Annotated in this window: 21 protein-coding genes and 1 pseudogene; 9 read left to right on the top strand and 13 right to left on the bottom strand. The window is 59.1% G+C overall.

Going from position 1 to position 23,354, the window contains the following annotated elements; translation table 11 throughout:
- The 3 genes from VNV36_RS03195 to VNV36_RS03185 form a co-directional block, all read left to right on the top strand.
- The coding region (locus VNV36_RS03195) for a hypothetical protein (protein ID WP_325716170.1) at positions 1 to 204 on the top strand (204 nt) is incomplete at its 5' end.
- 39 nt (positions 205 to 243) lie between these two features.
- Complete coding sequence (locus VNV36_RS03190) at positions 244 to 1,218, top strand: 2-hydroxyacid dehydrogenase (protein WP_325716168.1); 975 nt, start codon at positions 244 to 246, stop codon at positions 1,216 to 1,218.
- Positions 1,219 to 1,368: 150 nt separating this feature from the next.
- Entirely contained in the window at positions 1,369 to 1,878 is a 510-nt protein-coding gene (locus VNV36_RS03185) for a DUF2165 family protein (protein WP_325716166.1), read from the top strand.
- A gap of 19 nt (positions 1,879 to 1,897) precedes the next feature.
- Here VNV36_RS03185 and VNV36_RS03180 read toward each other — a convergent pair whose 3' ends face one another.
- Complete coding sequence (locus VNV36_RS03180; protein WP_325716164.1) at positions 1,898 to 2,800, bottom strand: DMT family transporter; 903 nt, start codon at positions 2,798 to 2,800, stop codon at positions 1,898 to 1,900.
- Positions 2,801 to 2,939: 139 nt separating this feature from the next.
- Between VNV36_RS03180 and VNV36_RS03175 the strand changes: the two genes are divergently transcribed.
- The gene (locus VNV36_RS03175; RefSeq protein ID WP_325716162.1) at positions 2,940 to 3,815 is read left to right on the top strand and encodes a helix-turn-helix transcriptional regulator; all 876 of its coding nucleotides are present in this window, start codon (positions 2,940 to 2,942) and stop codon (positions 3,813 to 3,815) included.
- A 93-nt stretch (positions 3,816 to 3,908) separates the two neighbouring features.
- On the opposite strand, the gene VNV36_RS03170 is transcribed toward VNV36_RS03175, so the two are convergent.
- The 6 genes from VNV36_RS03170 to VNV36_RS03145 all read right to left on the bottom strand — a co-directional run bounded on the left by VNV36_RS03170 (position 3,909) and on the right by VNV36_RS03145 (position 10,070).
- Entirely contained in the window at positions 3,909 to 6,335 is a 2,427-nt protein-coding gene (locus VNV36_RS03170; protein WP_325716160.1) for a TonB-dependent siderophore receptor, read from the bottom strand.
- Between the two features lie 194 nt (positions 6,336 to 6,529).
- A complete protein-coding gene (locus VNV36_RS03165; RefSeq protein WP_325716157.1) occupies positions 6,530 to 7,519 on the bottom strand; it encodes a FecR family protein in 990 nt (329 codons plus the stop codon).
- The gene (locus tag VNV36_RS03160; protein WP_325716155.1) at positions 7,516 to 8,082 is read right to left on the bottom strand and encodes an RNA polymerase sigma factor; all 567 of its coding nucleotides are present in this window, start codon (positions 8,080 to 8,082) and stop codon (positions 7,516 to 7,518) included. Before VNV36_RS03160 ends, VNV36_RS03165 begins: the two co-directional genes overlap by 4 nt.
- Complete coding sequence (locus tag VNV36_RS03155; protein WP_325716153.1) at positions 8,076 to 8,249, bottom strand: hypothetical protein; 174 nt, start codon at positions 8,247 to 8,249, stop codon at positions 8,076 to 8,078. The genes VNV36_RS03160 and VNV36_RS03155 overlap by 7 nt, the downstream gene beginning before the upstream one ends.
- Before the next feature lie 265 nt (positions 8,250 to 8,514).
- Positions 8,515 to 8,922 (bottom strand): HPF/RaiA family ribosome-associated protein, encoded by a 408-nt coding sequence (locus tag VNV36_RS03150; protein ID WP_325716151.1) that lies wholly within the window; start codon positions 8,920 to 8,922, stop codon positions 8,515 to 8,517.
- A 200-nt stretch (positions 8,923 to 9,122) separates the two neighbouring features.
- A complete protein-coding gene (locus tag VNV36_RS03145; protein ID WP_325716149.1) occupies positions 9,123 to 10,070 on the bottom strand; it encodes a LysR substrate-binding domain-containing protein in 948 nt (315 codons plus the stop codon).
- 135 nt (positions 10,071 to 10,205) lie between these two features.
- On the opposite strand from VNV36_RS03145, the gene VNV36_RS03140 reads away from it, so the two are divergent.
- Positions 10,206 to 11,582 (top strand): L-serine ammonia-lyase, encoded by a 1,377-nt coding sequence (locus tag VNV36_RS03140; protein WP_325716147.1) that lies wholly within the window; start codon positions 10,206 to 10,208, stop codon positions 11,580 to 11,582.
- Between the two features lie 263 nt (positions 11,583 to 11,845).
- Complete coding sequence (locus tag VNV36_RS03135; protein ID WP_325716145.1) at positions 11,846 to 12,163, top strand: DUF3509 domain-containing protein; 318 nt, start codon at positions 11,846 to 11,848, stop codon at positions 12,161 to 12,163.
- On the opposite strand, the gene VNV36_RS03130 is transcribed toward VNV36_RS03135, so the two are convergent.
- On the bottom strand, positions 12,160 to 12,660 hold the full coding sequence (locus tag VNV36_RS03130; RefSeq protein ID WP_016771633.1) for a phosphate-starvation-inducible protein PsiE: 501 nt from the start codon (positions 12,658 to 12,660) through the stop codon (positions 12,160 to 12,162). The two genes, VNV36_RS03135 and VNV36_RS03130, sit on opposite strands and share 4 nt — an antisense overlap.
- A gap of 362 nt (positions 12,661 to 13,022) precedes the next feature.
- Between VNV36_RS03130 and VNV36_RS03125 the strand changes: the two are divergent.
- A pseudogene (locus VNV36_RS03125) lies at positions 13,023 to 13,277 on the top strand (YebG family protein); the annotation flags it as partial.
- 176 nt (positions 13,278 to 13,453) lie between these two features.
- Here VNV36_RS03125 and VNV36_RS03120 read toward each other — a convergent pair.
- Positions 13,454 to 14,473, bottom strand: a complete 1,020-nt coding sequence (locus VNV36_RS03120) for a Glu/Leu/Phe/Val dehydrogenase family protein (RefSeq protein ID WP_325716142.1) — start codon at positions 14,471 to 14,473, stop codon at positions 13,454 to 13,456.
- A 182-nt stretch (positions 14,474 to 14,655) separates the two neighbouring features.
- On the opposite strand from VNV36_RS03120, the gene VNV36_RS03115 reads away from it, so the two are divergent.
- Entirely contained in the window at positions 14,656 to 15,459 is an 804-nt protein-coding gene (locus VNV36_RS03115; RefSeq protein ID WP_325716141.1) for a SirB1 family protein, read from the top strand.
- Positions 15,460 to 15,603: 144 nt separating this feature from the next.
- Here VNV36_RS03115 and maiA read toward each other — a convergent pair whose 3' ends face one another.
- The 3 genes from maiA to hmgA are packed head-to-tail and all read right to left on the bottom strand — an operon-like array spanning position 15,604 to position 18,864.
- On the bottom strand, positions 15,604 to 16,239 hold the full coding sequence (gene maiA / locus VNV36_RS03110) for a maleylacetoacetate isomerase (protein WP_325716140.1): 636 nt from the start codon (positions 16,237 to 16,239) through the stop codon (positions 15,604 to 15,606).
- 12 nt (positions 16,240 to 16,251) lie between these two features.
- The gene (gene fahA / locus VNV36_RS03105) at positions 16,252 to 17,556 is read right to left on the bottom strand and encodes a fumarylacetoacetase (protein ID WP_325716139.1); all 1,305 of its coding nucleotides are present in this window, start codon (positions 17,554 to 17,556) and stop codon (positions 16,252 to 16,254) included.
- A gap of 3 nt (positions 17,557 to 17,559) precedes the next feature.
- Complete coding sequence (gene hmgA, locus VNV36_RS03100) at positions 17,560 to 18,864, bottom strand: homogentisate 1,2-dioxygenase (protein ID WP_325716137.1); 1,305 nt, start codon at positions 18,862 to 18,864, stop codon at positions 17,560 to 17,562.
- Positions 18,865 to 19,028: 164 nt separating this feature from the next.
- Here hmgA and VNV36_RS03095 point away from each other — a divergent pair, with 164 nt between their 5' ends.
- Positions 19,029 to 19,808 (top strand): IclR family transcriptional regulator, encoded by a 780-nt coding sequence (locus VNV36_RS03095; protein ID WP_325716135.1) that lies wholly within the window; start codon positions 19,029 to 19,031, stop codon positions 19,806 to 19,808.
- A 42-nt stretch (positions 19,809 to 19,850) separates the two neighbouring features.
- Here the strand turns inward: VNV36_RS03095 and VNV36_RS03090 are convergent, their stop codons facing one another.
- The gene (locus tag VNV36_RS03090; protein WP_325716133.1) at positions 19,851 to 23,315 is read right to left on the bottom strand and encodes a dermonecrotic toxin domain-containing protein; all 3,465 of its coding nucleotides are present in this window, start codon (positions 23,313 to 23,315) and stop codon (positions 19,851 to 19,853) included.
- Between the last annotated feature and the right edge of the window lie 39 nt (positions 23,316 to 23,354).

Raw genomic sequence — 23,354 nt, 5'->3', positions numbered from 1 at the left:
ATCCCGCAGCGAAGGAACCCGAGCCTGCGAGGGCCGAACGCAGGAGCAAGCCTTTTTGGGTACTTTTTCGGCGTCTGGAAAAAGTGCCTCGCCGTAAGGGCGAAACCGCCAGCAGCCGCTACCGAAGCAACGGATATTCACACCAGACAAACCCAAGGCATGGCCGGCCCGGACGCCGCCAAGACAACCCAAGCGAGAAAATGATAGCGTGCTTGCAATCAAGCCCCGACGAGCCCAAGCCCAATGAAAAAAACAGTCCTGGCCTTCAGCCGCATCACCCCGCCCATGATCGAACGCCTGCAAGAAGAATTCGACGTCATCGTCCCCAACCCGAAGAACGGTGACATCAACGCCCAGTTCAACGAAGCCCTGCCCCATGCCCACGGCCTCATCGGCGTCGGTCGAAAACTCGGCCGCGCGCAACTGGAAAACGCAACAAAACTCGAAGTGGTTTCCAGCGTCTCGGTCGGCTACGACAACTACGACCTCGACTACTTCAACGAACGCGGGATCATGCTTACCAACACCCCGGACGTGCTCACCGAAAGCACCGCCGACCTGGCGTTCGCCCTGATCATGAGCAGCGCTCGCCGCGTCGCCGAACTTGACGCCTGGACCAAGGCCGGCCAATGGCAAGCCAGCGTCGGTGCGCCGTTGTTCGGCAGCGATGTGCACGGCAAGACCCTCGGTATCGTCGGCATGGGCAACATCGGCGCCGCCGTCGCGCGCCGTGGCCGCCTGGGCTTCAACATGCCGATCATCTACAGCGGCAACAGCCGCAAGACCGCACTGGAACAGGAACTGGGTGCGCAAATGCGCAGCCTGGATCAATTGCTGGCCGAAGCGGATTTCGTCTGCCTGGTGGTGCCACTCAGCGACAAGACCCGTCACCTGATCAGTCATCGCGAACTGGCGCTGATGAAGCCCAGCGCCTTTCTGATCAACATCTCTCGCGGCCCGGTGGTCGACGAACCCGCGCTGATCGAAGCTCTGCAAAACCAGCGCATCCGTGGCGCAGGCCTGGACGTCTACGAAAAAGAACCGCTGGCCGAATCGCCACTGTTCCAGTTGAGTAACGCCGTCACCCTGCCGCACATCGGCTCGGCGACGAATGAAACCCGCGAAGCCATGGCCAATCGCGCATTGGCCAACCTGCGCAGCGCCCTGCTCGGCGAACGCCCGCAGGATCTGGTCAACCCGCAAGTCTGGCGCGGATAAAACAACGGGCCAGCGCACGAATGCGCTGGCCCGGTATATATTCCCCCTTACATAACTTGCAACCGAACAACAAAGCCAGACCAAGCACCCGCCCTATATGCTCTCGCAACTTATCAACTAACTGATTGATTGCCATGGAGAGCACATCCCGTGAACACCCTGACCACCGACAAACTCATTCGTTACAGCAAAGTCATCTTGATGGCCTATATAAGTTTCTTTGGCCTGCTGGTCATGTTCCACAACTTCACCGACTACGAATCAAATTACACTTACGTCGCGCACATTCTCAGCATGGACACTACCAATGCCAGCGAAAACATCATGTACCGAGCAATCGATTCGCCCATGATCCATCACCGCATCTATTGGTTCATCATCACCATGGAAGTCATTTACACGGTGCTTTGCCTGATAGGCACTTATCAGTTATACCGCTACGTCAATGCGCCGGCCGAAGAGTTCCATGAAGCCAAGAAGTTCTCGATCATGGGAATACTGGTCGCCATCTTCATTTATTACGTGTGCCTGCAAACCGTCGGCGTCGAGTGGTTCGACATGGACACTTCGCAATCATGGAATGCCAAAGACTGGGCAAGGCATATTGTCGACTTCATTTTTCCGGCAATGATTTACATTACCTTGAAAGTCGAGCGCTGAACTTCGGCGCTCACTTCAGTCAAGCCAACTTTGCCTGCGTCGGCGATTGCAACGCTCTGACTTTGCGAAACACCAGGACATTGCCCAGCATCACCATGACCAACCCGCCAAGGGCCGGCGCCGTCCACTGATACCCCTCGGCAAACGCCGACACATTCAGCGCCACCACCGGGAACAGCACCGTGCAGTAGGCCGCACGCTCCGGCCCCATGCGCCCGACCAGCGTCAGGTAAGCGGTGAAGCCAATCACCGAACCGGGGATCACCAGATACAACAATGCCCCGACATAACGCGGCGACCAATCCATGTCGAACGGAACGCCCTTGACCAGACACCACACCGACAACATCGCCGCACCATAAGCCATACCCCAGGCATTGGTGGTCAGTGGCCTCAGTCCTGCTTTCTGCTGCAAACTCGAGAGCATGTTGCCCGCCGAGAAACACAGGGTTCCGCACAGAGCCAGACCAAGTCCCAGCAGCGTTTGCGGACTGGCCTGATGCCCGGCCAGCTCCGGCCAGAACAACAGCCCCAGCCCGAGCAGCCCCAGCGCGCCGCCCATCAGCACATTGCGCGCAATGCGCTGGCCGAAGAACACCCGCGCATTCAGCGCGTTCCACAGCGTCGCGGTGGAGAACACCACCGCGACCAGGCCGCTGGGAATCCACTGGCTGGCGGTCAGAAAGCACATGAAGTTGACGCAGAACAGGCACAAGCCCTGTGCCACGCAGATCAGGTGTCCACGCCGGTTCATCGCTTGCAGGCGCCGGCTCAGCAACAACAGTGCGAACAACACCAGCGCGGCGAGGCCGAACCGATAAACGATCGACACCGCAATCGCCACCACGCCCAATTGCCATTTAAGGGCAATCCAGGTGGTGCCCCAGATCAGCACGGTCAGCAAGTACAACGACAGGTTCATGGCAACACTCCCTTAACAGGCCCTGAGTGTCTGCCTCGAGTGCGCATCCACGCTTGCACAATCTTGCGCTTTTGTCTGGCGGCAGGCTGGCAGCGCGACATCTACGGAGTAGGATGCAAGGCGTTGAAGAGAATCTGTCATGGCCGCCATCGATACCCTGCAAGTTTTTCAAGCGTTGAACAGCTCGCCGAACGCACGCCTGGTGCACAGCGCCGAACTCGGTGACGGCTTGTCTGCTGCTTTGTGGACCAACCACCACGATGCACAGGATTATGAAGCGCCGTCCCACCATACGTTGTCCTGCTATATCGCGGGTGGCACCGGCACGTTCCGCCGCGACCGGCCCGGTCAAACAGGCGGACCGGACAAGCTGTGCATCCTGCCGGCCGATCACCAGTCCGGCTGGGTGATCAACGGTGATATCCGCCTCGCACACCTGTATTTCAGTGCCGAACAATTCGCCCTCGGTTGCGTCACTTTGCTTGATCGCGAACCGCGCGAGATGCAGTTGCGCGAACAGACCTTTCTCGAAGATCCGCAACAGGCGCAACGCTTCCGGCAGTTGCTGACGCTGAACTGGGACGAACCGGCCGAGCGCTTGCTGACCAGCAGCCTCGCCCACGAATTGATCAGCCACACGTTGCTCAGCCAGGTAGGCGTGCGCCAGGGCTTGCGTTTGAAGGGCGGGCTTGCGCCGCATCAGCGTCGGCAGCTTGCGGAGTTCATCGACAGCCAGTTGAGCGAAGCGATCAGCCTCGGGCAGCTGGCCGGGTTGTGTGCGCTGTCGGAATATCACTTTGCGCGGATGTTTCGCGTCAGCTTCGGGTTGCCGCCGCATCAGTACGTACTGGCGCGCCGCTTGAGCCGGGCGCGGGAGTTGCTGCGCGGGACGGCGTTGCCGTTGGGTGAGATTGCACTGGCGTGCGGGTTTGCCAGTGCCAGTCATTTTACTAACCGGTTCAGGCAGGTTTTAGGTGGGACGCCGGGCGATTATCGGCAGGCGTTTTTGCGTTAAAAGGTCAAAAGATCGCAGCCTTCGGCAGCTCCTACAGGGGAAACGCATTCCAAATGTAGGAGCTGCCGAAGGCTGCGATCTTTTGACGTTGACTCAAAACTCCAGAGTGCTCGACAAGGAAACCTGCCGCGAATCCCCCATCGAGACAAAGAAGCGGCTCGCCGAAGAGGTGTAATACGTGCGGTCAAACAGGTTCTTCACGTTCAACTGAAACTTGACCTTCTGCCCCTCAACCGTGGTGTCGTAAGTGGCAAACGCATCCGCCACGGTATAGCTCGGCAGGTCAAAATCATTCACCGCGTTGCCGGCACGCTCGCCGACATAGCGCGCGCCCGCCCCGACACGTAACTGATCGCCGCCAAACACATTGCCGAAGTCATACACCGCCGACAGCGAGCCGGAATTCTTCGCTACGTTCTGCAGGCGCTTGCCTTTGTAATCCGGATCTTCGGTGACTTCGGCATCGGTGTAGGCATAGCTGCCGATCAGGTTCCAGTGCTCGCTGAGTTGCCCACTCAGGTCGACTTCCAACCCACGGGAACGCACCTCGCCCGCCGCACTGTAAATCGTTGTCGGACCTTCGGAGTTGGCCACCAGCACGTTGCGTTTCTTGATGTCGAACAGCGCGATATTGCCGGTGATGCTGCCGGGCATGTCCAGCCGCGCACCCAGCTCCCAGGACTTGGCCTCTTCCGGTGCGATGCTGCCGTCGAGCACGGTGCTGCTGCCACTGAGCGGGGCGATGGTCGAGTTGGGTTTGAACGATTCGGTGTAGCTGCCGTAGAACGACAACGCATCCGTGTAGCGATACACCAGACCGGCGCGCGGCACCCACTTCTGGCCGTTGCTGTCGGTGTTGGCCTTGAACGGCACGCCTTTGCCGGCGTACTGGTCGTACGCCTGAAAGCGTCCGCCGGCGACCAGAATCCACTGATCGGTGAGGTGAATCGAGTCCTGGACAAACACCGAGTCGCTGCGCAGTTCATCGGTCTGGGCGCTGTCGGGCGCGCTGACGGTGGTGCCCATCACTTCGCGGCCATAGACCGGATTGAGGTAGCTGAAGGTGCTCAGGCTTTTCTGCCGGATCAGATCCTCGCGGTAGATTTTGCGGTACTCATCGTCGACGCCAAACACCAGGTCATGTTGCATGCCCAGCACATTGACTTTGCCTTCGAGGCTGGCGGTGGTGAAACGGTCGGTGCTGATCGCGTTCTGTGTGCCGTCCATGCTGCGCGTCAGTGTGCCGTTGCGGGTGTTGATCGCGGTGACGCGAACCTGGCTGGCGTCATAGGTTTCGCGGTTCCAGCTGTAGCCGAAGTGAGCTTTCCAGTCGTCGTTGAGTTGGTGGTCGGCTTCAAAGTGGTACAGATCCGAGCGCCCTTCCATGTCGTTGAACGGCTCATCGAGACGCTCCTTGCGCGAGATGTCCAGCGGATGATTGGTGCGTGGATCGATCAGGGTGCCACGGTCGAACGGGGTGAGAAATTCGCGATGCTCGTAGGCGAACAACAGCTTGGTGCTTTCGCCGAACCAGGCCAGCGACGGTGCGATCAGGCTCTCGCGGTGCGTGCCGAAGTTGCGCCAGTAATCTTCGTCTTCATGATCGAGGACCATGCGATAGGCGAACTCGGAATCGCCCAGCGCGCCGGTGCTGTCAAAGGCGCCGCCGCTGCCGTTCTTGCCGTCGCCATAAGTGGAGCCGCGCAGGGTCAGGGCGTTGTATTGAGTGAGTTCAGGCTTCTTGCTGACCAGATTGACCACACCGCCCGGATCCTGAATCCCGTAGAGCAACGAGGCCGGGCCTTTGAGCACTTCAACACGATCTACGGTGGCGTTCATCCCCCGCCCCTGCACAAGCGGCATGCCGTCGCGCATGATCGAGCCGTTGCGGTTATCGCCGAAGCCGCGGGTCATCACCGAATCCTGTGTGCTGCCCAAGGTGTTGCCCTGAGTGATGCCGCTGACGTTGGCCAGTGCGTCGTCGAGATTGCGCGGCGCCTGATCACGGATGACCTGCGCCGGGATGACATTGACGGTTTGCGGGATCTCTTGCAGCGATGCCGATGAGCGCATCACCGAACTGGTCTGCGGCGGCTGATAACTCGTCGATTCATCGCGAGTTGAGGTGATGGTTGTGGCGCCAAGATTCAGCGCGCCTGCGGTCGGGGTCGGCTCCAGCGCCAGGGTGTGACTGTCGGTACGGCGATAGCTCAGGCCGGTGTTGCCGAGCAAGCGTTGCAGCGCCTGCTCGGCGCTCATTTGGCCGTTGACTGCCGGAGCATTGAGGCCGTACGGCGCATCATCGGTGTAAACCACGCTCTGCCCGGTCACGCGGCTGAAGTCGCTCAACGCTTGCGGCAGTGGTTTGGCGGCCAAGGCAAAATTGAACTGCTGCGACTGTTTGCTGACCGTTTCAGCGGCCTGCGCCACGCTCATCGGCAACAGCGCCGACACGGAAAAACTCAACGCCGACACGCTTAACCACTGTTTGACCGAACCGGATTTTGCCCTGGACTTCATTGCTCAATGACCTGTGTAGAACCGCAACGGATGCGAATGGCTCGCAGTTTCAGTCACTACACGGATGGGGCCCGGAGTTACCTCACCATAGAGTGAGAATAATTTTGAAGATCAAGAGATCGCAGCCTTCGGCAGCTCCTACAGGGGATCGCGTTCGAATGTAGGAGCTGCCGAAGGCTGCGATCTTTGCTGCTTCAGCGCAAAATAATCAGTTGCCCCAACACCCGATGCTGCTCAAACCCCAACACCCCCTGCAGCGAATTGAGCACCACCTGCGGATCCTTGCTCGGAAAACTGCCGCTGACCTTGCGCGCCGCCAGCTCATCGTTGAGCACAACGATCCGCCCTGGGTAATAACGACGCAGATCTTCCACGACATCGGCCAGCGTTGCCTTGTAGTACGTCAGCCAACCCTGCCGCCAGGCCAGTTGCGCTTCACTGTCCACGGCATGCAGTTTTCCCGCCGCGCCGTCAGCGTAGGCGACTTGCTGGCCGGCGCCGAGAATCTGCGGTTCGCCATGATCGTGCGCTGTCACCGCGACACGCCCTGACAACACTGTCACTTGCGCACCGTGAGGTTGCCGACGCACTTCGAATTGCGTACCCAGCACCCGCGCCTCGCCCTGCTGCGCCGCCACCACGAACGGTTCGCCGGTGTGGCTGACGCTGAAAAAAGCGGCGCCGCGGATCAATTCCACGCGCCGCTGGCCATGGCTGAAATCCACGGCAATCGCACTGTCGGCATCCAGGGTTACTTGCGACCGATCGGTCAAGGTCAGCGTGCGGATTTCGCCGGGCGCCGAGACATGATCGGCGCGCAAATCGTCGATCCAGCGCTGTGCCTGCCAGCCGCTGCCAACCCCGACCATCAGCAGCAGGCACGCCGCCATCGCCAACGCGCCGGACCAACGCAACAGCGGTGAGCGACGCGGGCGATCCATGGCTTGCAGGTAACCTTGCAGGGCAAGTGCGTCTTCGTCAGCCAGGGTGCGCGCCGGGCCTTCGCTCAATTCCCAGATCACCTGCGCCTGCGCATACGCTTGGGCGTGGGCCGGGTCGGCGCGCAGCCATTGACTGAACGTCAGTTGATCGCCGCAAGTCGGGCGGTCATGCAACAGGCTCAGCCAGGCGAGCGCAGCCTGCTCTTGGGCCGGCGTCGGTACGATCGTGTCTGATGGCTTCACGGTGCTTTCCCTGGCAGGCGTGGCGCGGGTTCGCGCAGGCTGGCCTTGCAGGCCTCGAGGGCGCGCATCATATGTTTTTCCACGGCACTTTGGGACAGGCCCATGGCCTCGGCGATCTCGGCGTATTTGCGCCCGTGAATGCGATTGAGCAGAAAAATCTGCCGGGTACGTTCGGGCAAAGCGCGCAACGCCGCTTCGACATGGCGCAGATCGTTGCCAGCTTCGAGCGCTGCCTGGGGTTCGCTGCCGTAGCTGTCGGGCTCGTCCGGCTGCCAGCCTTCGTTAACCCGCGAGCGTGCGCCCTCACTGCGCAAATGGTCGATGGCGATGTTGCCCGCACAGCGCAGCAGGTAGGTGCTGAGCTCCTCGACCTGCACCAGCGGCCGGCGCCAGAAACGCAGAAACAGATCCTGCACCAGATCTGCCGCCGTCGCTCGACAACCGACTCGCCGGTTCACCAGCGCTTCCATCTGCGCACGCTGGGACAGAAACACCTGCAGAAAATGCGCACGCGCTCCACGCGCTTCGTCGTCGCGCGATTCCGGTGGCAGGCCGATCAGCACCTCAGCACTGCGCCCAGGCTTTCCCGGCCCTGCACCTGGGCTCCGGTTTGTGCATCGAGGGTTCGCGATTCGAAGCGGTCGGACTTGCCCGGCGCCTGCTGCCAGCGCGAGCGTCCCCCGAGACAATCGCGAGAATCACGCTCGGTACTGGTGAATTTGCCTTTCATGTTTCGACCCTGAAACGAAAAACGTCCGGCTGACAAGCCGGATCTACAGGCGAGCGATATTAATGATAAATATTCTCATACGCAAAAGCATCCGATTGCCGGGCGCCTGCTCACTCGGTCGTTCAGGTCGATGTATCTCCTCAGACGCCTCGGTCGGCCCCTTTCCCTCCGGGAGAGGGCTGGGGCGAGGGTTGCGTAACCACTAAACAAAAACGGGCCTGCATTCGCAGGCCCGTTTTATTGGGTGGCTTATGAAATCAGCGCCTCAACTGTTGATCGCTGCCTGTTCGTTCTCGTCAAATTCTTCTGCCAACAGCTTGTCATTGGCTTTGCCGCTAAATGGCACTACCGCAGCGCGTGGCTTGCCTCGCAGTTTGCCGAACAAGTGCTCCAGTTTGTGCTCGAGTTTTTCGGCAGCTCCATCGATCGCCTGTTCCAGCGAATCGGCTTTGTGGGTCACGGAAATCGGTTGGTGGCCTTTTGGTCGCGCTTCCAGTTGGCAGCGCAAGTCATGGGGACCTGGTTTCTCGCCGTTCTCGTCGCTCAGGTGGACTTCGACACGGGTCAGGTCTTCTTCATAACGGTCGAGCGTGCTCTCAATAGTTGTACGTACCCACTCCTCCAGTCGCTTACTGCTTTGAATATGGTTATCGCTGTTGACTTGGATTTGCATAGTTCATCCCTTATTTCAGCTAGCTCGCTGGAGGCCTTGAGTTGAATTTCCTGACCTCCTGGTTACAACAATCGGCCCGACTGCCGAACATTTCAACCCCTGAAAAAAGAAAAATATTCATTCGCAAAAAAAGCCGGACAACCGAGTGAGGCGCTGGTAAGGTCGGGAGTTGACTCGCCTCGCCTCCCGGCAAAATCTACTCACAATTGACCGTCGTTCAGGGGATGCAGGCTGCGAAAAATCCCCGCTTCCTCCACCAGCCAGTCATGCACTGCGCGCACGCCCGGGTGGCTCAACGCTCCAGGCGCATACAGCAGCACATAGCGTTTATGGTTCGGCACCGACAGGCCGAACGGCACGATCAAAGTCCCGCGTTCCAGCTCATCGTTGAGCAGCGTACGCCGGGCAATTGCCACGCCCATGCCGGCAATCGCCGCTTCGATGGTCAGATGATTGCGATTGAAGGTATGCCCACGCCGCACATCCGCGCCTTCGAAACCGATGGCATTCAAATAGAACTCCCATTCCGCGTATTCATAACTGCCTCGCCAGGCGGTGATGTCGTGCAGCAGCGGGAAATGCACCAGATCCGCCGGCCCGTGCAGCGGCGGCCTCCCGCGCAGCAGGCCTGGCGCGCACACCGGGAAAATCTGCTCGTCGAGCAGTGCTGTGGATAACAATCCGGGGTAACTGCCATCGTTGAGGTCGATGGCCAGATCGAAATCGCCTTCATGCAACGGCACGCTGCTGTCCTCGGCCACCAGGCGCAACTGGATGTCCGGGAAACGCTGTTGCAGGCGCGGCAGACGCGGGGTCAGCCACTTGCTGAGAAACGACGGGATCGAACGCAGCCGCAGCGTGCCGCTGATCATCCCGGCGTCCAGCCGCTGCAGCTCGGCATCGATACTGCCATACGCTTCGTTGACGGTAATCGCCAGCCGCTGGCCCTCTGCACTCAACTCGACCCCGCGCGCGCGTCGGTGAAAAAGGCGAAAGCCCAGGCGCTCTTCCAGTTGGCGAATCTGCTGGCTGACCGCACCCGGAGTGATGTGCAGTTCTTCGGCACAACGGGTGAACGACAGGTGCCGCGCGGCACAGGCAAAAACCTGCAGCCAGACGTACGTCTGGGCATGCAATTGACGACTCATCGTTTAGTCCTGCTAAAGGCTGTCTTAGGAAGTTTCGTTGGTCACCTCGGACCGACGCAGGCAGTATCGCCGACATTGCGCTTGTCCGACAAAAAATGGCAGCGATTCCTCCTCCATTGCTTGTAAGGGTTTAGCATGGCTATCAGTGTTTTCGATCTATTCAAAGTCGGCATCGGCCCATCCAGTTCCCACACGGTCGGGCCCATGCGTGCAGCGGCGACGTTTGCCCAGGCCCTGATCGACCGGCATCTGCTCAATGACGTGCGGCGGGTGGTAATCCGTTTGTACGGTTCGCTGTCGGCCACCGGCGTCGGCCACGCCACCGACCGTGCGACGGTCATGGGCCTGATGGGCGAGTGGCCGGACAGTATCGATCCGTCGACCATCGAGCCACGCATCCAGCAACTGCGCGAAACCGGGCAATTGCCCCTCGCCGGTCAACGTGCGATTGCCTTCGACTGGTCGAGCGATCTGCTACTGCTCGACGAGAGCCTGTCCTACCACCCCAACGCCATGTCGCTGACAGCCTTTGGCGAAACCGCCGAGCTGTTCACGCAAACGTACTACTCGGTTGGCGGCGGTTTCATCATTGAGGCGGCAGAAGCCGAGTCCGGTGTGCCACCGGCCAGCGACGTGGTGTTGCCGTACGATTTTTCCAGCGCAGCTGAACTGCTCGGGCTGTGCAAACAACACAATCTGCGCGTGTCCGAGTTGATGATGGCCAATGAGCGCGCCTGGCGCAGTGACGCCGAGATCCGTCAGGGCCTGCTGCATATCTGGTCGGTGATGCGTGAGTGCGTCGAGCAGGGTCTGCGTCACGAAGGCATTCTGCCCGGCGGTCTGAAAGTGCCGCGGCGCGCGGCGAAACTGCACCGCAGCCTGCTGGAAATCGGAAAACCCAATGTGATCAGTTCGACCCTGTCGGCGATGGAATGGGTCAACTTGTTCGCCCTCGCCGTCAACGAAGAAAATGCCGCAGGCGGGCGCATGGTCACCGCGCCGACCAACGGTGCTGCCGGGATCATTCCGGCCGTTCTGCACTACTACATGAAATTCAATCCGGATGCTTCTGACGACGACGTCGTCGCGTTCTTTCTCGGCGCGGCCGCGGTCGGCATTTTGTGTAAGAAAAATGCCTCGATTTCCGGGGCCGAAGTCGGCTGCCAGGGTGAAGTCGGCTCGGCTTGCGCGATGGCCGCTGCCGGTCTTGCCGACGTGCTCGGCGCGACGCCGGAGCAACTGGAAAACGCCGCCGAAATCGGTCTGGAACACAACCTCGGCCTGACCTGCGATCCGGTGGGTGGTCTGGTGCAGGTGCCGTGCATCGAGCGCAACGCCATCGCCGCGGTGAAGGCGATCAACGCCACGCAGATGGCCCTGCGCGGCGACGGCAACCACTTCATTTCTCTCGACCGGGTGATCCGCACCATGCGCGACACCGGCGCCGACATGCACGACAAATACAAAGAAACTTCACGCGGCGGCCTGGCGGTAAATTGGGTGGAATGCTGATCTGCCGGTTTGCACTGACAACGTTCATCGACGCATTCCTGCCCTGAAAACGCGCGATAAAAAAAGGCGAGCTGTAGTGCTCGCCGACTTTTGCGCCGTGTTCATTGTTCGACAATTTTTCCGGCATGCCCCTTGCTATATCGCCTTTGAGGCAAACGGAGATTGCGAACCTCAGCGAACGAGATGCCAGTGGTCTGGTATGGCGAACCAAATCCGATCACGGCCGGTCAACAACTGCACGTTCAATCAGGCGGTGACGCATCATGGACAACCCATTTCAAATCATTACCGATGCCTTCGCGCCGGACTATCAGATCAATCTGAGCATTCAGGGCCTGGACGGCAGCATCATGCTGACCCTGTCCAACGCCGGCCGCGTCGTGGCCAAGCGCATGATCAGCGCCGAACAGCGCAATGATCCCGAGCGTTTGAAACGCTTGGTGCAAAGCATCCAGTTCGGCATCGCCATCGAGCAGGGCCACAGCGCCATGTCGATTCTCGAAGCCATGACCAGCGGTGCCGGGCTGACCCCGCCACCGCCTCGGGTCAAAGGCCAGCCCGGTCAGGCGGCGGGCCTTTAGAGCTCGCCTTTCTCGACTTCGGGATGCTCGCTGGAGCCCGTGCCGATCTTGCGCTGCGGGTTCTCGATCTTCACTGACGGGAACTGCGACGAAGCATAACGCACTACCAGAATCGCGAACGCCAGCAACAGAATGCCGCCGCACAGGTAGATGATGCCCATGTCCGGCGGGTTGTGGTGCGAGACGTTGGAGATCAGCAGCCGCGTCAGCGCGGTGATCGCGACGTAGATCAGGAAGCGCACTGGCATGTGGTTGGTCTTGAAATAAATCCCGACCATCGCGCCCAGTTCCAGGTAGATGAACAGCAGCAGGATGTCATCGATCTTGATGTGCCCGACTTCGAGCATGCCGAGAAACTCCATCACCGCTGCCCAGGCCGTCACCGCACCGATGGCGAACAGCGCCAGGTAGTGAAAGGTTTCGACGAACAGGTTGCCCAGCGACTCGGCCAGTTGATGCACGTTACGCCGCAGTTTCTCGGCCCAGTTGATTTTCACGATGAAGTTCCTTAGCCCGTTTCGGGCGGATGATGCGTATTGGACGTGACGGTTTTGCGCACGCGCCCTTTTGCTACGGTTTTCATGCAGATTCAGGGCCACGCATCATGGCGATCCGCCGCGAAACACGCGCCGTGGCGTTTGGTCGCAGGCTCGCCGCTCTGCACAATCCCTCTGACAGCGAGCCCTGTGGGAGCGAGCCTGCTCGCGAACAACAGCAACACCGCCCCCCTGACAAACGCCAAATCCGGTCTACATTGAAAAGCCACTACCCATGGCGCAGGGATTCGCTTATCCTTTTCGCTGTATATGGATACAGTAGTCGTCAAGACAACTTAATGTGAAGGCATGTGAGGTGGTGAATGGCCGTCGAAGTGGTATACCGCAGCAGCCGAGATCTGGAGCGCTTGTTCATGGATAAAGCCGAAGCTGATCGTCATGACAAAATGCTCGAACTGGCCGAATATCTGGCCGATGTGCTGCAAAAAGCCGTTCCGTCCCTGACCGAACAGCAAGTCGAAGAAGCCGGCATCTACATGGCGAAAAATCGCGATGTATTCGCCCGGGCGTTCAAGAGCCAGCCTGACGCGCTGTCGGAGCTGATCAACGCGCCGGCCGAACCGGTCGAAAAAGCCGAGGCAGCAGAACCTGGTGAGGCGCCAGCGAAGCCAGCCAAAGCAGCGAAAGCGCCGAAGTAATTCGCGCCCAATTAAAAGATCGCAGCCTTCGGCAGCGCCTACAGGGAATAGGCATTCCAGTGTAGAAGCTGCCGAAGGCTGCGATCTTTTGCTTTTTACCGATACAAAACCTTTTCCGCCAACTCATCCGCCACCCGCGCCGGCGAACGCTTTTCCGCCTGCGCGTGAGCAAAGACTTCAGTCAGGCGCGAACTGATTTTCGACAGATGCGCGGTGATGATCGGCAACGCTTCACCGCGATGCTTGAGCGAAACGTAGATCAGCCCGCCGGCATTGATCACATAATCCGGCGCATAAAGAATCCCGCGCCGTTCCAGTTGATCCGCCACATCCAGATGGGATAGTTGATTGTTCGCCGAACCGGCCACAGCCGAACAGCGCAGTTGCGAAACCGAGTGACTGTTGAGCACACCGCCCAGCCCACAGGGCGCGAGAATGTCGCACGGCGTGCTGAGCAGTGCATCGTTGGCGATCGGATGGGCATTGAGTTGCTCCATCGCCAGTTGCACCTTGCCGTGATCGATATCGCTGACCAGCAGCTCGGCGCCCGCCGCGTGCAGTTGCTCGGCCAACGCGTAACCGACATTGCCAAGGCCCTGAATCGCGATGCGCAAACCTTCGAGATTATCGCTGCCCAGGCGCGCCATCGCCGTTGCGCGAATGCCGGTGAACACGCCCATGGCCGCGTGTGGCGCGGGATCGCCCGCCGAGGTGGTGCTGGTAACATGCCGGGTCTGCTGGGCGATGCAGTCCATGTCCGCCACGGAGGTACCGCTGTCGATTGCAGTGATGTAGCGGCCGTCGAGTTGCTCGATGCAACGACCGAAGGCCTCAAACAACGCTGCGCGGTTCTCGACATGCACCGGGCGTACAATCACCGCCACCCCGCCGCCCTGCGCAAGACCAGCCAGTGCCGCTTTGTAGCTCATGTTTTGCGCCAGGCGCATTGCGTCCTCGACGGCGGATTCGTCATCGGGATAGGCCAGGTAACGGCACCCGCCCAGGGCTGGCCCCAGACGGCTGTTATGAATGGCAATGACCGCCTTCAACCCGGTGACCGGATCAACGCTCAGGTGCAGCGATTCCAGGCGAGTGCTTTGCATGAGAGCGAACATCGACAGGCTCCCGAATCACTTCTTGTAGAACGCCAGTATAGGCTTGCCCATGGAAATTGCTGGAGCGTGCCGGAATAAGCCGCCGAGCGGACAATCGCCTGCGGTATATCTGACGTACGCGGGCCAGGCACTGGACGAATAGCACGGACGGGGCTAAAACGAGGCATTGGAGGGAGATGTCGATGAGTCCGCGCCAACGCTTTTTCGAATGCTTGCACCGTTCACCGCCCGCCCTGCTGGAGGCCGCGCTGTGGATTGGCGCCGAGCATGAAAAAACCGTGGAGCCCGACGCGCTGCTGCGCAGCTTCAAGGATTTGCAGCAACGGGTCAGCTACGGCTTGCCGATGCTGCCGGTCAGCGAACTGGCGCAACCGCTGTTGCGGCGCATGGTCGATCTGGGCTTTGCACAGGATGATTTCCTGCCGTTGCGCCCGCAGGCGGCGTTGCTGCATCGTGTATTACAGACCCAACGCGGTCAGCCGTTGGCACTGGCGTTGATCGCACTGGAACTGGCGCATGGGCTCGAGATTCCCTTGGTCGGGGTCAACTTCCCCGGACATTTTCTGCTGCGGGTTCCCGGTGCCGACCATTTGCTCGACCCTTGCGGCGGGCGGCGACTCTATCCCAATGACTGCCGCGAACTGTTGCAGCGCCAATACGGGCCGAACCTGCAACTCAGCGCTGAGCATCTGCTGACGGCAACGCCTGTGCAGATGCTCCAGCGCCTGTCGCGCAACCTGCGCCAATTGCATCTGACCCACGACGATTTCATCGCCGCGCTGATCGATGCGGAACGGGTGCTCGAACTAGGCGGCGCCACGGCCGCCGACTATATGGCCCGGGCCAGTCTGTATCAACGGCTCGACTGCCCCAACGCCGAACGCTTCGATCTGGAGCACGCGCTGCTGCTCAGTGAAGACCCGATCCAGCGCCTGCGCTTGACCGAACGTCTCGGCCATTTGCCGCCCGACTCCGTCGTCCATTAACCACCTTCTGCAGGCTGGCCCCCATCCTTGATGGCCCACACAAAGTCTGTGTGGAAGCGAGCCTGCTCGCCAAAGCGGTGTGTGAGCTGAAGAAAAGCGACTGACATTCAGTCTTCGCGAGCAGGCTCGCTCACATTGAGAGGACTAAGGTGTGTCTGGTTGATTGGCGGGATGGGCTTTTGTGAACGCCGGGTGTTCAGCCGCCAGCGCAGCCACACGACGGATTCGCGGATAAGCCTCGAGGCTGACGTTGAATCGCTCAGCCGCATACAGCTGTGGGATCAGATATACATCCGCCACACACGGCCATTCGCCAAAACAGAATCCGCTATCGCCGATCAACAGTTCCACTGTCGCCAACCCCTGGCTGATCCAGTGGCTGATCCACTCCATCACCTGTGTTTCATCCTGCCCTGCCTGGCGCAGGCGATTGAGCACGCTGACGTTGTGCAGCGGATGCACATCACAGCCGATCAGCGCCGCGACAGCGCGCACCTGCGCACGCGCCACCAGATCATCGGGCAACAATGGCACCTGTGGATAACGTTCCTCCAGGTACTCGATGATCGCCGGTGACTGAATCAGCAGCGCACCGTCATCGGTGCGCAGGGCCGGCACCCTGCCCTGCGGATTGATCGCCAGATACGCCGCTTGCCGATGCTCGCCACCGGGCGGCGCGATCAGGTTGACCGGCAACGCCTGGTAATCGAGCCCCTTCAACGCCAGCGCAATTCGCACGCGATACGACGAGGTGGAACGGTAATAGGTATAAAGATCCATGAGCCGCTCCTGTCAGCGTGCCGCGACCACTGTGCCGCGACATTCGCCGAAGCCGATCGAGGCAAAACCATCGCGAGCGCAACGGGCACGCAGGATGATTTCGTCGCCGTCTTCAAGGAACTTGCGCACTTCGCCGGAGGCCAGTTCAATCGGCTTCTTACCGCCCTCAGTGATCTCCAGAAGGCTGCCGAACTGACCATTTTCCGGGCCGGACAAAGTGCCGGAACCAAACAGGTCACCGGCTTGTAACTGGCAACCGTTGACACTGTGATGGGCGACCATTTGTGCGACGGTCCAGTACATATAGCGAGTGTTGCTAAGCGTCAGGCGATGGGCCGGCAGGTTCTGCTCGCGCATGGCTTCGGTGAGCAGCAGCACCTCCAGCTCGATGTCGAAGGCGCCACCGTCCTGATCGCGCTTGTCGAACAGGTACGGCAATGGCTGCGGATCCCCTTCAGGGCGCGCCGGTTGCGCCGTGCGGAACGGCGCCAATGCCTCGGCCGTCACCACCCAGGGCGAGACGCTGGTGATGAAACTCTTGGACAGAAACGGTCCCAGTGGCTGGTATTCCCAGGCCTGAATATCCCGCGCCGACCAGTCGTTGAGCAGGCAGAAACCGGCAATGTGCTCGGCGGCGTCACCAATGGCAATCGGATCGCCCATTTCGTTGCCCGGGCCAATCCAGATGCCCAGTTCCAGTTCGTAATCCAGCCGGGCGCAGGGGCCGAACACCGGTTCGGTCTGACCGGCCGGTAGCGTCTGGCCCTTCGGCCGCCGCACGTCGGTGCCGGACGCCCGCACGGTTGAGGCGCGACCGTGGTAGCCGATCGGTACGTGCTTGTAGTTGGGCAGCAGTGGATTATCCGGGCGGAACAGTTTGCCGACGTTTTGCGCGTGCTCGATGCCGACGTAGAAGTCGGTGTAATCGCTGATCCGCGCCGGCAGGTGCATCTGGCAATCGGCAGCCAATGGCAGCACTGTCGCGCCTTGGGCTTCGATGCTGCCGCGCAGGGTGCTGCCCTCGCTGAACAGTTCGATCAGGCGTTCGCGCAGGGCAACCCGAGCTTCGCGCCCGAGTTCGAAGAAAGCATTCATTTGCCCGCCGTGCATCGCCTCCACCGCACTGCGCGCAACGCCGTCGAACAGACCGGCCTCAAGGGCGACTTGCAAATCGAAGATGTGCTCGCCAATCGCCACGCCAGCGCGCGGCGCCGAATCGTTGCGGCTGAACACGCCCAGCGGCAAATTCTGCAACGGAAAATCGCGGTGACCGTTGGCCGAAGCGACCCAGCTGCGGGTGATGGAATTCTGTGTCATGGATTATCTCCGGGTCGGGTCGAACGTGGCGGGCAGCGTAGCCCAGCAGGCGTCGTAACTGGATTGCAATTGTGGGCAGTCGAGGGCAAAACGGCTTGGGCGCAGCACCTGACTGGTCTCGAACATGAAGGCCATGGTGTTATCGATCTTCACCGGTTTCAGTTCGGCATTGATCGCTCTGGTGCAGGTTTCGCCGTCCGGGCCATGGGCGCTCATGCAGCTGTGCAGCGAAGCGCCGCCTGGCACGAAGCCTTCAGCCTTGGCGTCGTATTCGCCCTGGATCAGGCCCATGAATTCGTTCATCAGATTGCGGTGAAACCACGGCGGCCGGAAGGTGTTTTCGGCGACCATCCAGCGCGGCGGGAAAATCACGAAGTCGAGGTTGGCCAGACCGTGCACGCTGGTCGGTGAGGTCAGCACAGTGAAGATCGACGGATCCGGATGATCGAAACTCACCGTGCCGATGGTGTTGAAACGGCGCAGGTCATATTTGTACGGCACGTTATTGCCGTGCCAGGCGACCACGTTCAGTGGTGAGTGATTGAGCTCGGTGGCCCACAACTGGCCAAGAAATTTCTGCACAAGGGTGGTCGGGTGCTGCAGGTTTTCATAGGCGGCGACCGGCGTGAGGAAATCCCGCGGGTTGGCCAGACCGTTGCTGCCGATCGGTCCGAGATCCGGCAGGCGCAGGGGCGCACCGTGGTTTTCTGCAAGGTAACCGCGAGCTTGCGGATCGAGCAGTTCGACACGAAATTTCAGGCCACGCGGCAGTACCACGATTTCCAGCGGCGCCACTTCGAGCACGCCCAGTTCAGTGACGATACGCAGACGGCCGAGTTGTGGCACCAGCAGCATCTCACCGTCGGCATTGAAGAACACGCGCTCCATCGAGCGATTGGCAGCGTAGTTATAGATGCTGATGCCGGACGGTTTTTCGGCACCGGCATTAGCCGCCATGCTGATCAGTCCGTCGATGAAATCCGTCGGCTCGGTCGGCAGATCCAACGGATTCCAGCGCAGGCGATTGGGAGTCACTTCACCCAACGGTCCGCCCGCCAGTTGCCGCTCCAGTTTGACGAACGCTGGATGATTGGCCGACGGCTGAATCCGGTACATCCAGGTACGCCGCGCTTCACCGCGCGGCATGGTGAACGCCGTGCCGGAGAACAATTCGGTATAGAGACCGTAAGGGGCTTTCTGCGGGGAGTTCTGGCCAACGGGCAACGCGCCAGGCAACGCTTCAGTGCTGAACTGGTTGCCGAAGCCGGACTGGTAAACCAGGGCCTGCGCGGTTGAATCGAGGTTCATGGAGCCTCCTGAACAGGGAGTCGGCAGTGGCCCATCGCTCTGGCTCAGAGGTCTTGGCACGCCGGGGTTGTTATTATCGTAATCTGATTACGCATAACGTAATTTGCTCGCTATCCAGCGTCAAGCTATAAAGACGCCCATTCGAACCGGAACCGCCAGCCCCCATGGAAAAAACCAGCGACAGCAACGGCAAACAGAAAGTCCGCTCCGCCGAAGTGGGCACTGACATCCTCAAGGCTCTGGCCGAGTTGTCGCCCTCCACTTCACTGTCGCGTCTGGCCGAACATGTGCAGATGCCAGCGAGCAAGGTGCATCGCTATTTGCAGGCGTTGATTGCCTCCGGGTTTGCCGAGCAGAACGCCGCCACCAATCACTACGGCCTCGGTCGTGAAGCGCTGCGTGTGGGTCTGGCCGCGCTCAACAGCATGGACGTATTGAAAGTTGCCGCCCTGCCGCTTTCCGAGTTGCGTGACGAACTCAACGAAACCTGCTTCCTCGCGGTATGGGGCAATCAGGGCGCAACCGTCGTGCATATTGAACCGGCGGTGCGTGCGGTGACGGTGGTAACGCAATTGGGTTCGGTGCTGCCGCTGCTCAGTTCGTCCACTGGACTGGTGTTCAGCGCTTACCTGCCGCATCGGGAAACCGATGAATTGCGCGAGCAGGAAATTGCAGTAGGGCAACATCCGCTCAAGGATGAACAAACCTACGCCACCTTGTGTGAACAGATTCGCGAGCGCGGCCTGCATCACGTGCATGGTTTGTTGTTGCCGGGTGTGGATGCGCTATCGGCACCGGTGTTCAACGCAGTCGGACAGATCGCTGCGGTGCTGACCATCGTCGGTCCGACTTCGTTGTTCCACGCCGACGAAAACGGCCCGGCGGCGCAGCGATTGCTGGCGGCGACGCGGGCCGTAAGTTGGCGGATGGGGTATGAGCGCTAAATACCCTTATGCATTGAACGAGCAGTAGACGCTCGAAATCACTCAATGAACCGTAGTTTTACTCAGACTGGAATCGGCGCTCTCCATCAATGTCTTGAAGAACTCGACCAACATCTCTTGCGGCTCTTGCTGGCCGGTGTAATAAGTAACCACTTCCGCGACCGTCCGCGCATCCTCGAACAAACTCAGTAACGACCGTTGTGCATGGGTGATTTCCTTGGCAGGGGCACCCGCCGCCGCTGCCTTGCCCAACGTCAGCAGACCGACCAAGGTGTCTTGTACATGACCCAGCGCAGCGCGATAGTCACCGCGCCTGTGCGACTGGGACGCGTCATAGATACTTTTCATCATCTGCACGGCCACCACGACGGTGCCCACGGGGGGAACCAGCAGGCTAACGATGTTCGCGGCTTTCAACAGGTTGTCGTAAATCAGACCAGCGATTATTTCGTTCAAACTGATGGTGCGTTCATCGATATCACTGAGCACACGGCGAACGCGCTCGTGATGGAAAGTGAACAAATCAGTAAGTTTTGCTCGATTCTGTGTGCGGATAACCGGCCTGGTATCGACAGTCGCAACAAGTTGGTCGAAATAATCACTGATCACCTTTTGGTCGACCAGGAGTATCCGCTCACTGTAGTACTCCCTGAACGGGCCATTTCGGAAACGAATCGAAGGAATGAAATCGGCGACAGGCCGGAAGCTGACAAGATCCGGCGCATCAGGCGTATAGAGCAAATCATGGAAACCTGAAGCCAGCTTCAGGCGGAATATATAGACGCCACCCACCGTGCGGTCCCGAGCCGCGGTCAAACCCGACGGGCCGATGTTGAACTTGTACAACCCCATGTCACCTTCAAAGGTGTTATCAGGGATTGATTGATAGCCGCCACTTTCTTTCAGATCAGCAATGACGTGTTGCACTGCCGAAAAAAGCTCCGACGACAACCTTCCATTAACGAAGTCGGATAGTGCATTGCAGTGCATTTCACAACGAATTTTGCGGGCGTGTACCGCGCGTTTGAATGCGTAACCCGGATGAGTCTTGTCCTGATACTGCTCTTTCAGCAGCGCGGTATAACGATCACCGGGACGAAAGGTTTTCGACAGCGAAGAAAGGTCGCGGATGTCCAGTTTTTCAACAGCGGGATGCCCATTCACCAAATAATATTTCGGGCTGAATTTCGTTTCGTAGGCCGGATGTACCGCTTCAAACGCGAGCCCCTCAACCAGCAGGTCAGTCACACTCTTACGAAATTCTTCGGTCTGAACGATTATATGGTCAGGGTTGACCGCAACATGCCCCCCGCGAGCACGCAAGATATCTTCGATCTGTGCCTTCACCGAGTCATGGGTGAATTGTTCGAAGGTCGGAAATCCATTGTCTCGCGCATCAACCATCGACAGCGCCTTGAGCTCCGTCGTCAAACGGGAGTAGCGCTTTCGGCCTTCGACACCAAGCGCCCGATAACCGACCGGTGCAATGGCCTTGTGCAGGGCGACCTCGGCACGGTAAGCGACATTGACGTAGTCTGCCAAGGGTGCTTTTGGATCCAGCGCAAGATCGACCGTTCGGCCATCAAGCTTGTAGCGATAGTTGAGCTGTGTGCGAGCACTGCCGAGCAACTCACCAGCGCCGTGCAGGTAGTCTGGATGAATCATCAACGCTGCATATTCACGGCTCGCTGACAACGCCGACTCCAGCCAGCGATTCGCTGCGTAAATATCGGAAAATTTTCGCAGTTCGAATTCGCCTCCAGGCGTTCTGACAAACATCAGCGACGGAGCGTATTCTCTGGCTGCAATAATCAGGACATCTTTCAACGCGGGTCCGTGTAATCTGATTTTCAACCCATTAATAGATACCGCCGGGTCATTCGCCAAGGCTCGGGCGATGATATTGGCATCAGTGGAGTCCAGCGTTCCCGAATGACGGGCCACGAACACTGCAAACTCCATCTGGCTGAACAGATAGTTACGGTAAGCCTGCTGGTAAGCAACAGAGGGCGAGAATGGGAGACTGCCTGTGAACTCAAGTCGAAGATTGCGATTCTCCAGCCACTGCTCAAGGGCTAGTGGCGTCAGCCGACTTCCGGTGGGAGCACCAGTGATAGTGAGCTTGGCTTTATAACCGCTGTCATGCAGACCGAAAACAATAAACTCTGTCAGCGTCCGGGTTTCTTCCTGCTCGATAGTGCGACCGGCAATTTGCAGGGTGTACGAACTATGTACGCTAATCGTTTCGGGATTCAGTTGCTCCCCGAGAACCCGGTCCGCCCATGCAGCGAATGTACGCAATACATAATTCTTAAACGAAAAACACGTTTCGAAAACGCTGGAGTAATCGGCCTGGTACTTATCTTTGGATGCCTCAAGCTCGGAATACTGTTGTTGAATACTGCCGCCGGCGGCCTTCAACCAAAGAGGCCAATCGGTACGTTTCAATTCGGCCCACAAGAGAAAAAAGCGCGTATCAAAACCGTACTGCAGCACATGCAAGTTCTGATTGTCCTGCAGTGCAGACGTCAGCGTACTTTCCAATTGGTCACGCCCCTGACAAAGAGACGAAACACTCTCAAGCTGACCGTTGATATGCGACTCAACACAGTAGGCAGACAGACTCTGCGCGGCTTTCAAATACTTTATCTGATCGCCGCCAAGGGACAACCGAGCTTGCAGCTTGCTATGCAGATCGATGTTCTTGTCAAAAAACTCGAAGCCGTTTTCCGGGGTGTGCATAAGGTAACCGGTGGACTCGTTCACCAGAGGCATTTGTGTCTCCGGACGCTCGGCATTGTCCAGAACGAAACACGGCTGCAATGAGGCGAGGTAATCCTGGCGCGGTTGCAGGTGAACTTCGAACACACCCCGGCCAGTCGCGGAGTCGAGCAGGTCCGCAAATCGCTCGCCCAGATAGGCATCGAAGCTGTTGGCCATGACCGCCAACGATAACTCGGCACTGGTGACCAAGGCGTACGCCTCGGTGAAAGCCTGCTTATTGGTCCACGATGGATTGCCCGGACGAACGGGTTTCGCCGGCGCCGCCCAGAACTTCGCGATCTCGGTACGCAGCGTTTTTTCCAGTCCGGATGCCACAGCAGCGATCAGATCTTCGACAATCAAAGTGTTGAGCACATTGACTTTGAATTGCTCACTGAGCGTGTCAGGCAGAAAAAACACCCCGTCACCACCCATGATGTAAGCGGGGCTGACATTATTATCCAGACAATAAACAGTCACATCCCAGAGCGTTCCCGAAGGACGATTTTCATTGGCAGGGAAAGCAGGATCCGTATTGACATAAACATTATCGATATCGACAACTTTGCCCAGACGCCTCAACTCGCTTTCAAGCATGTTACGGAGGATATCCTTTACGCTTGGCATGGCCTCGACGATTTTGAAAAGATCCGCTTTAGCACGGCTTGCCTTTTCCCACTCCTCAGCCCAGGTGAGCTGTTCACCCCGCGTATTACGCATCAGACTCTTGAATAACTTAATCACGACCTATCCTTGTTTTACTATCCAGAGCTGCGATTGCAG

Origin of the sequence: Pseudomonas sp. (assembly GCF_035554175.1) — a bacterium.
In the GTDB taxonomy this organism is placed as follows: Bacteria; Pseudomonadota; Gammaproteobacteria; order Pseudomonadales; family Pseudomonadaceae; genus Aquipseudomonas.
This window is presented reverse-complemented; position numbering and strand designations above follow the sequence as displayed.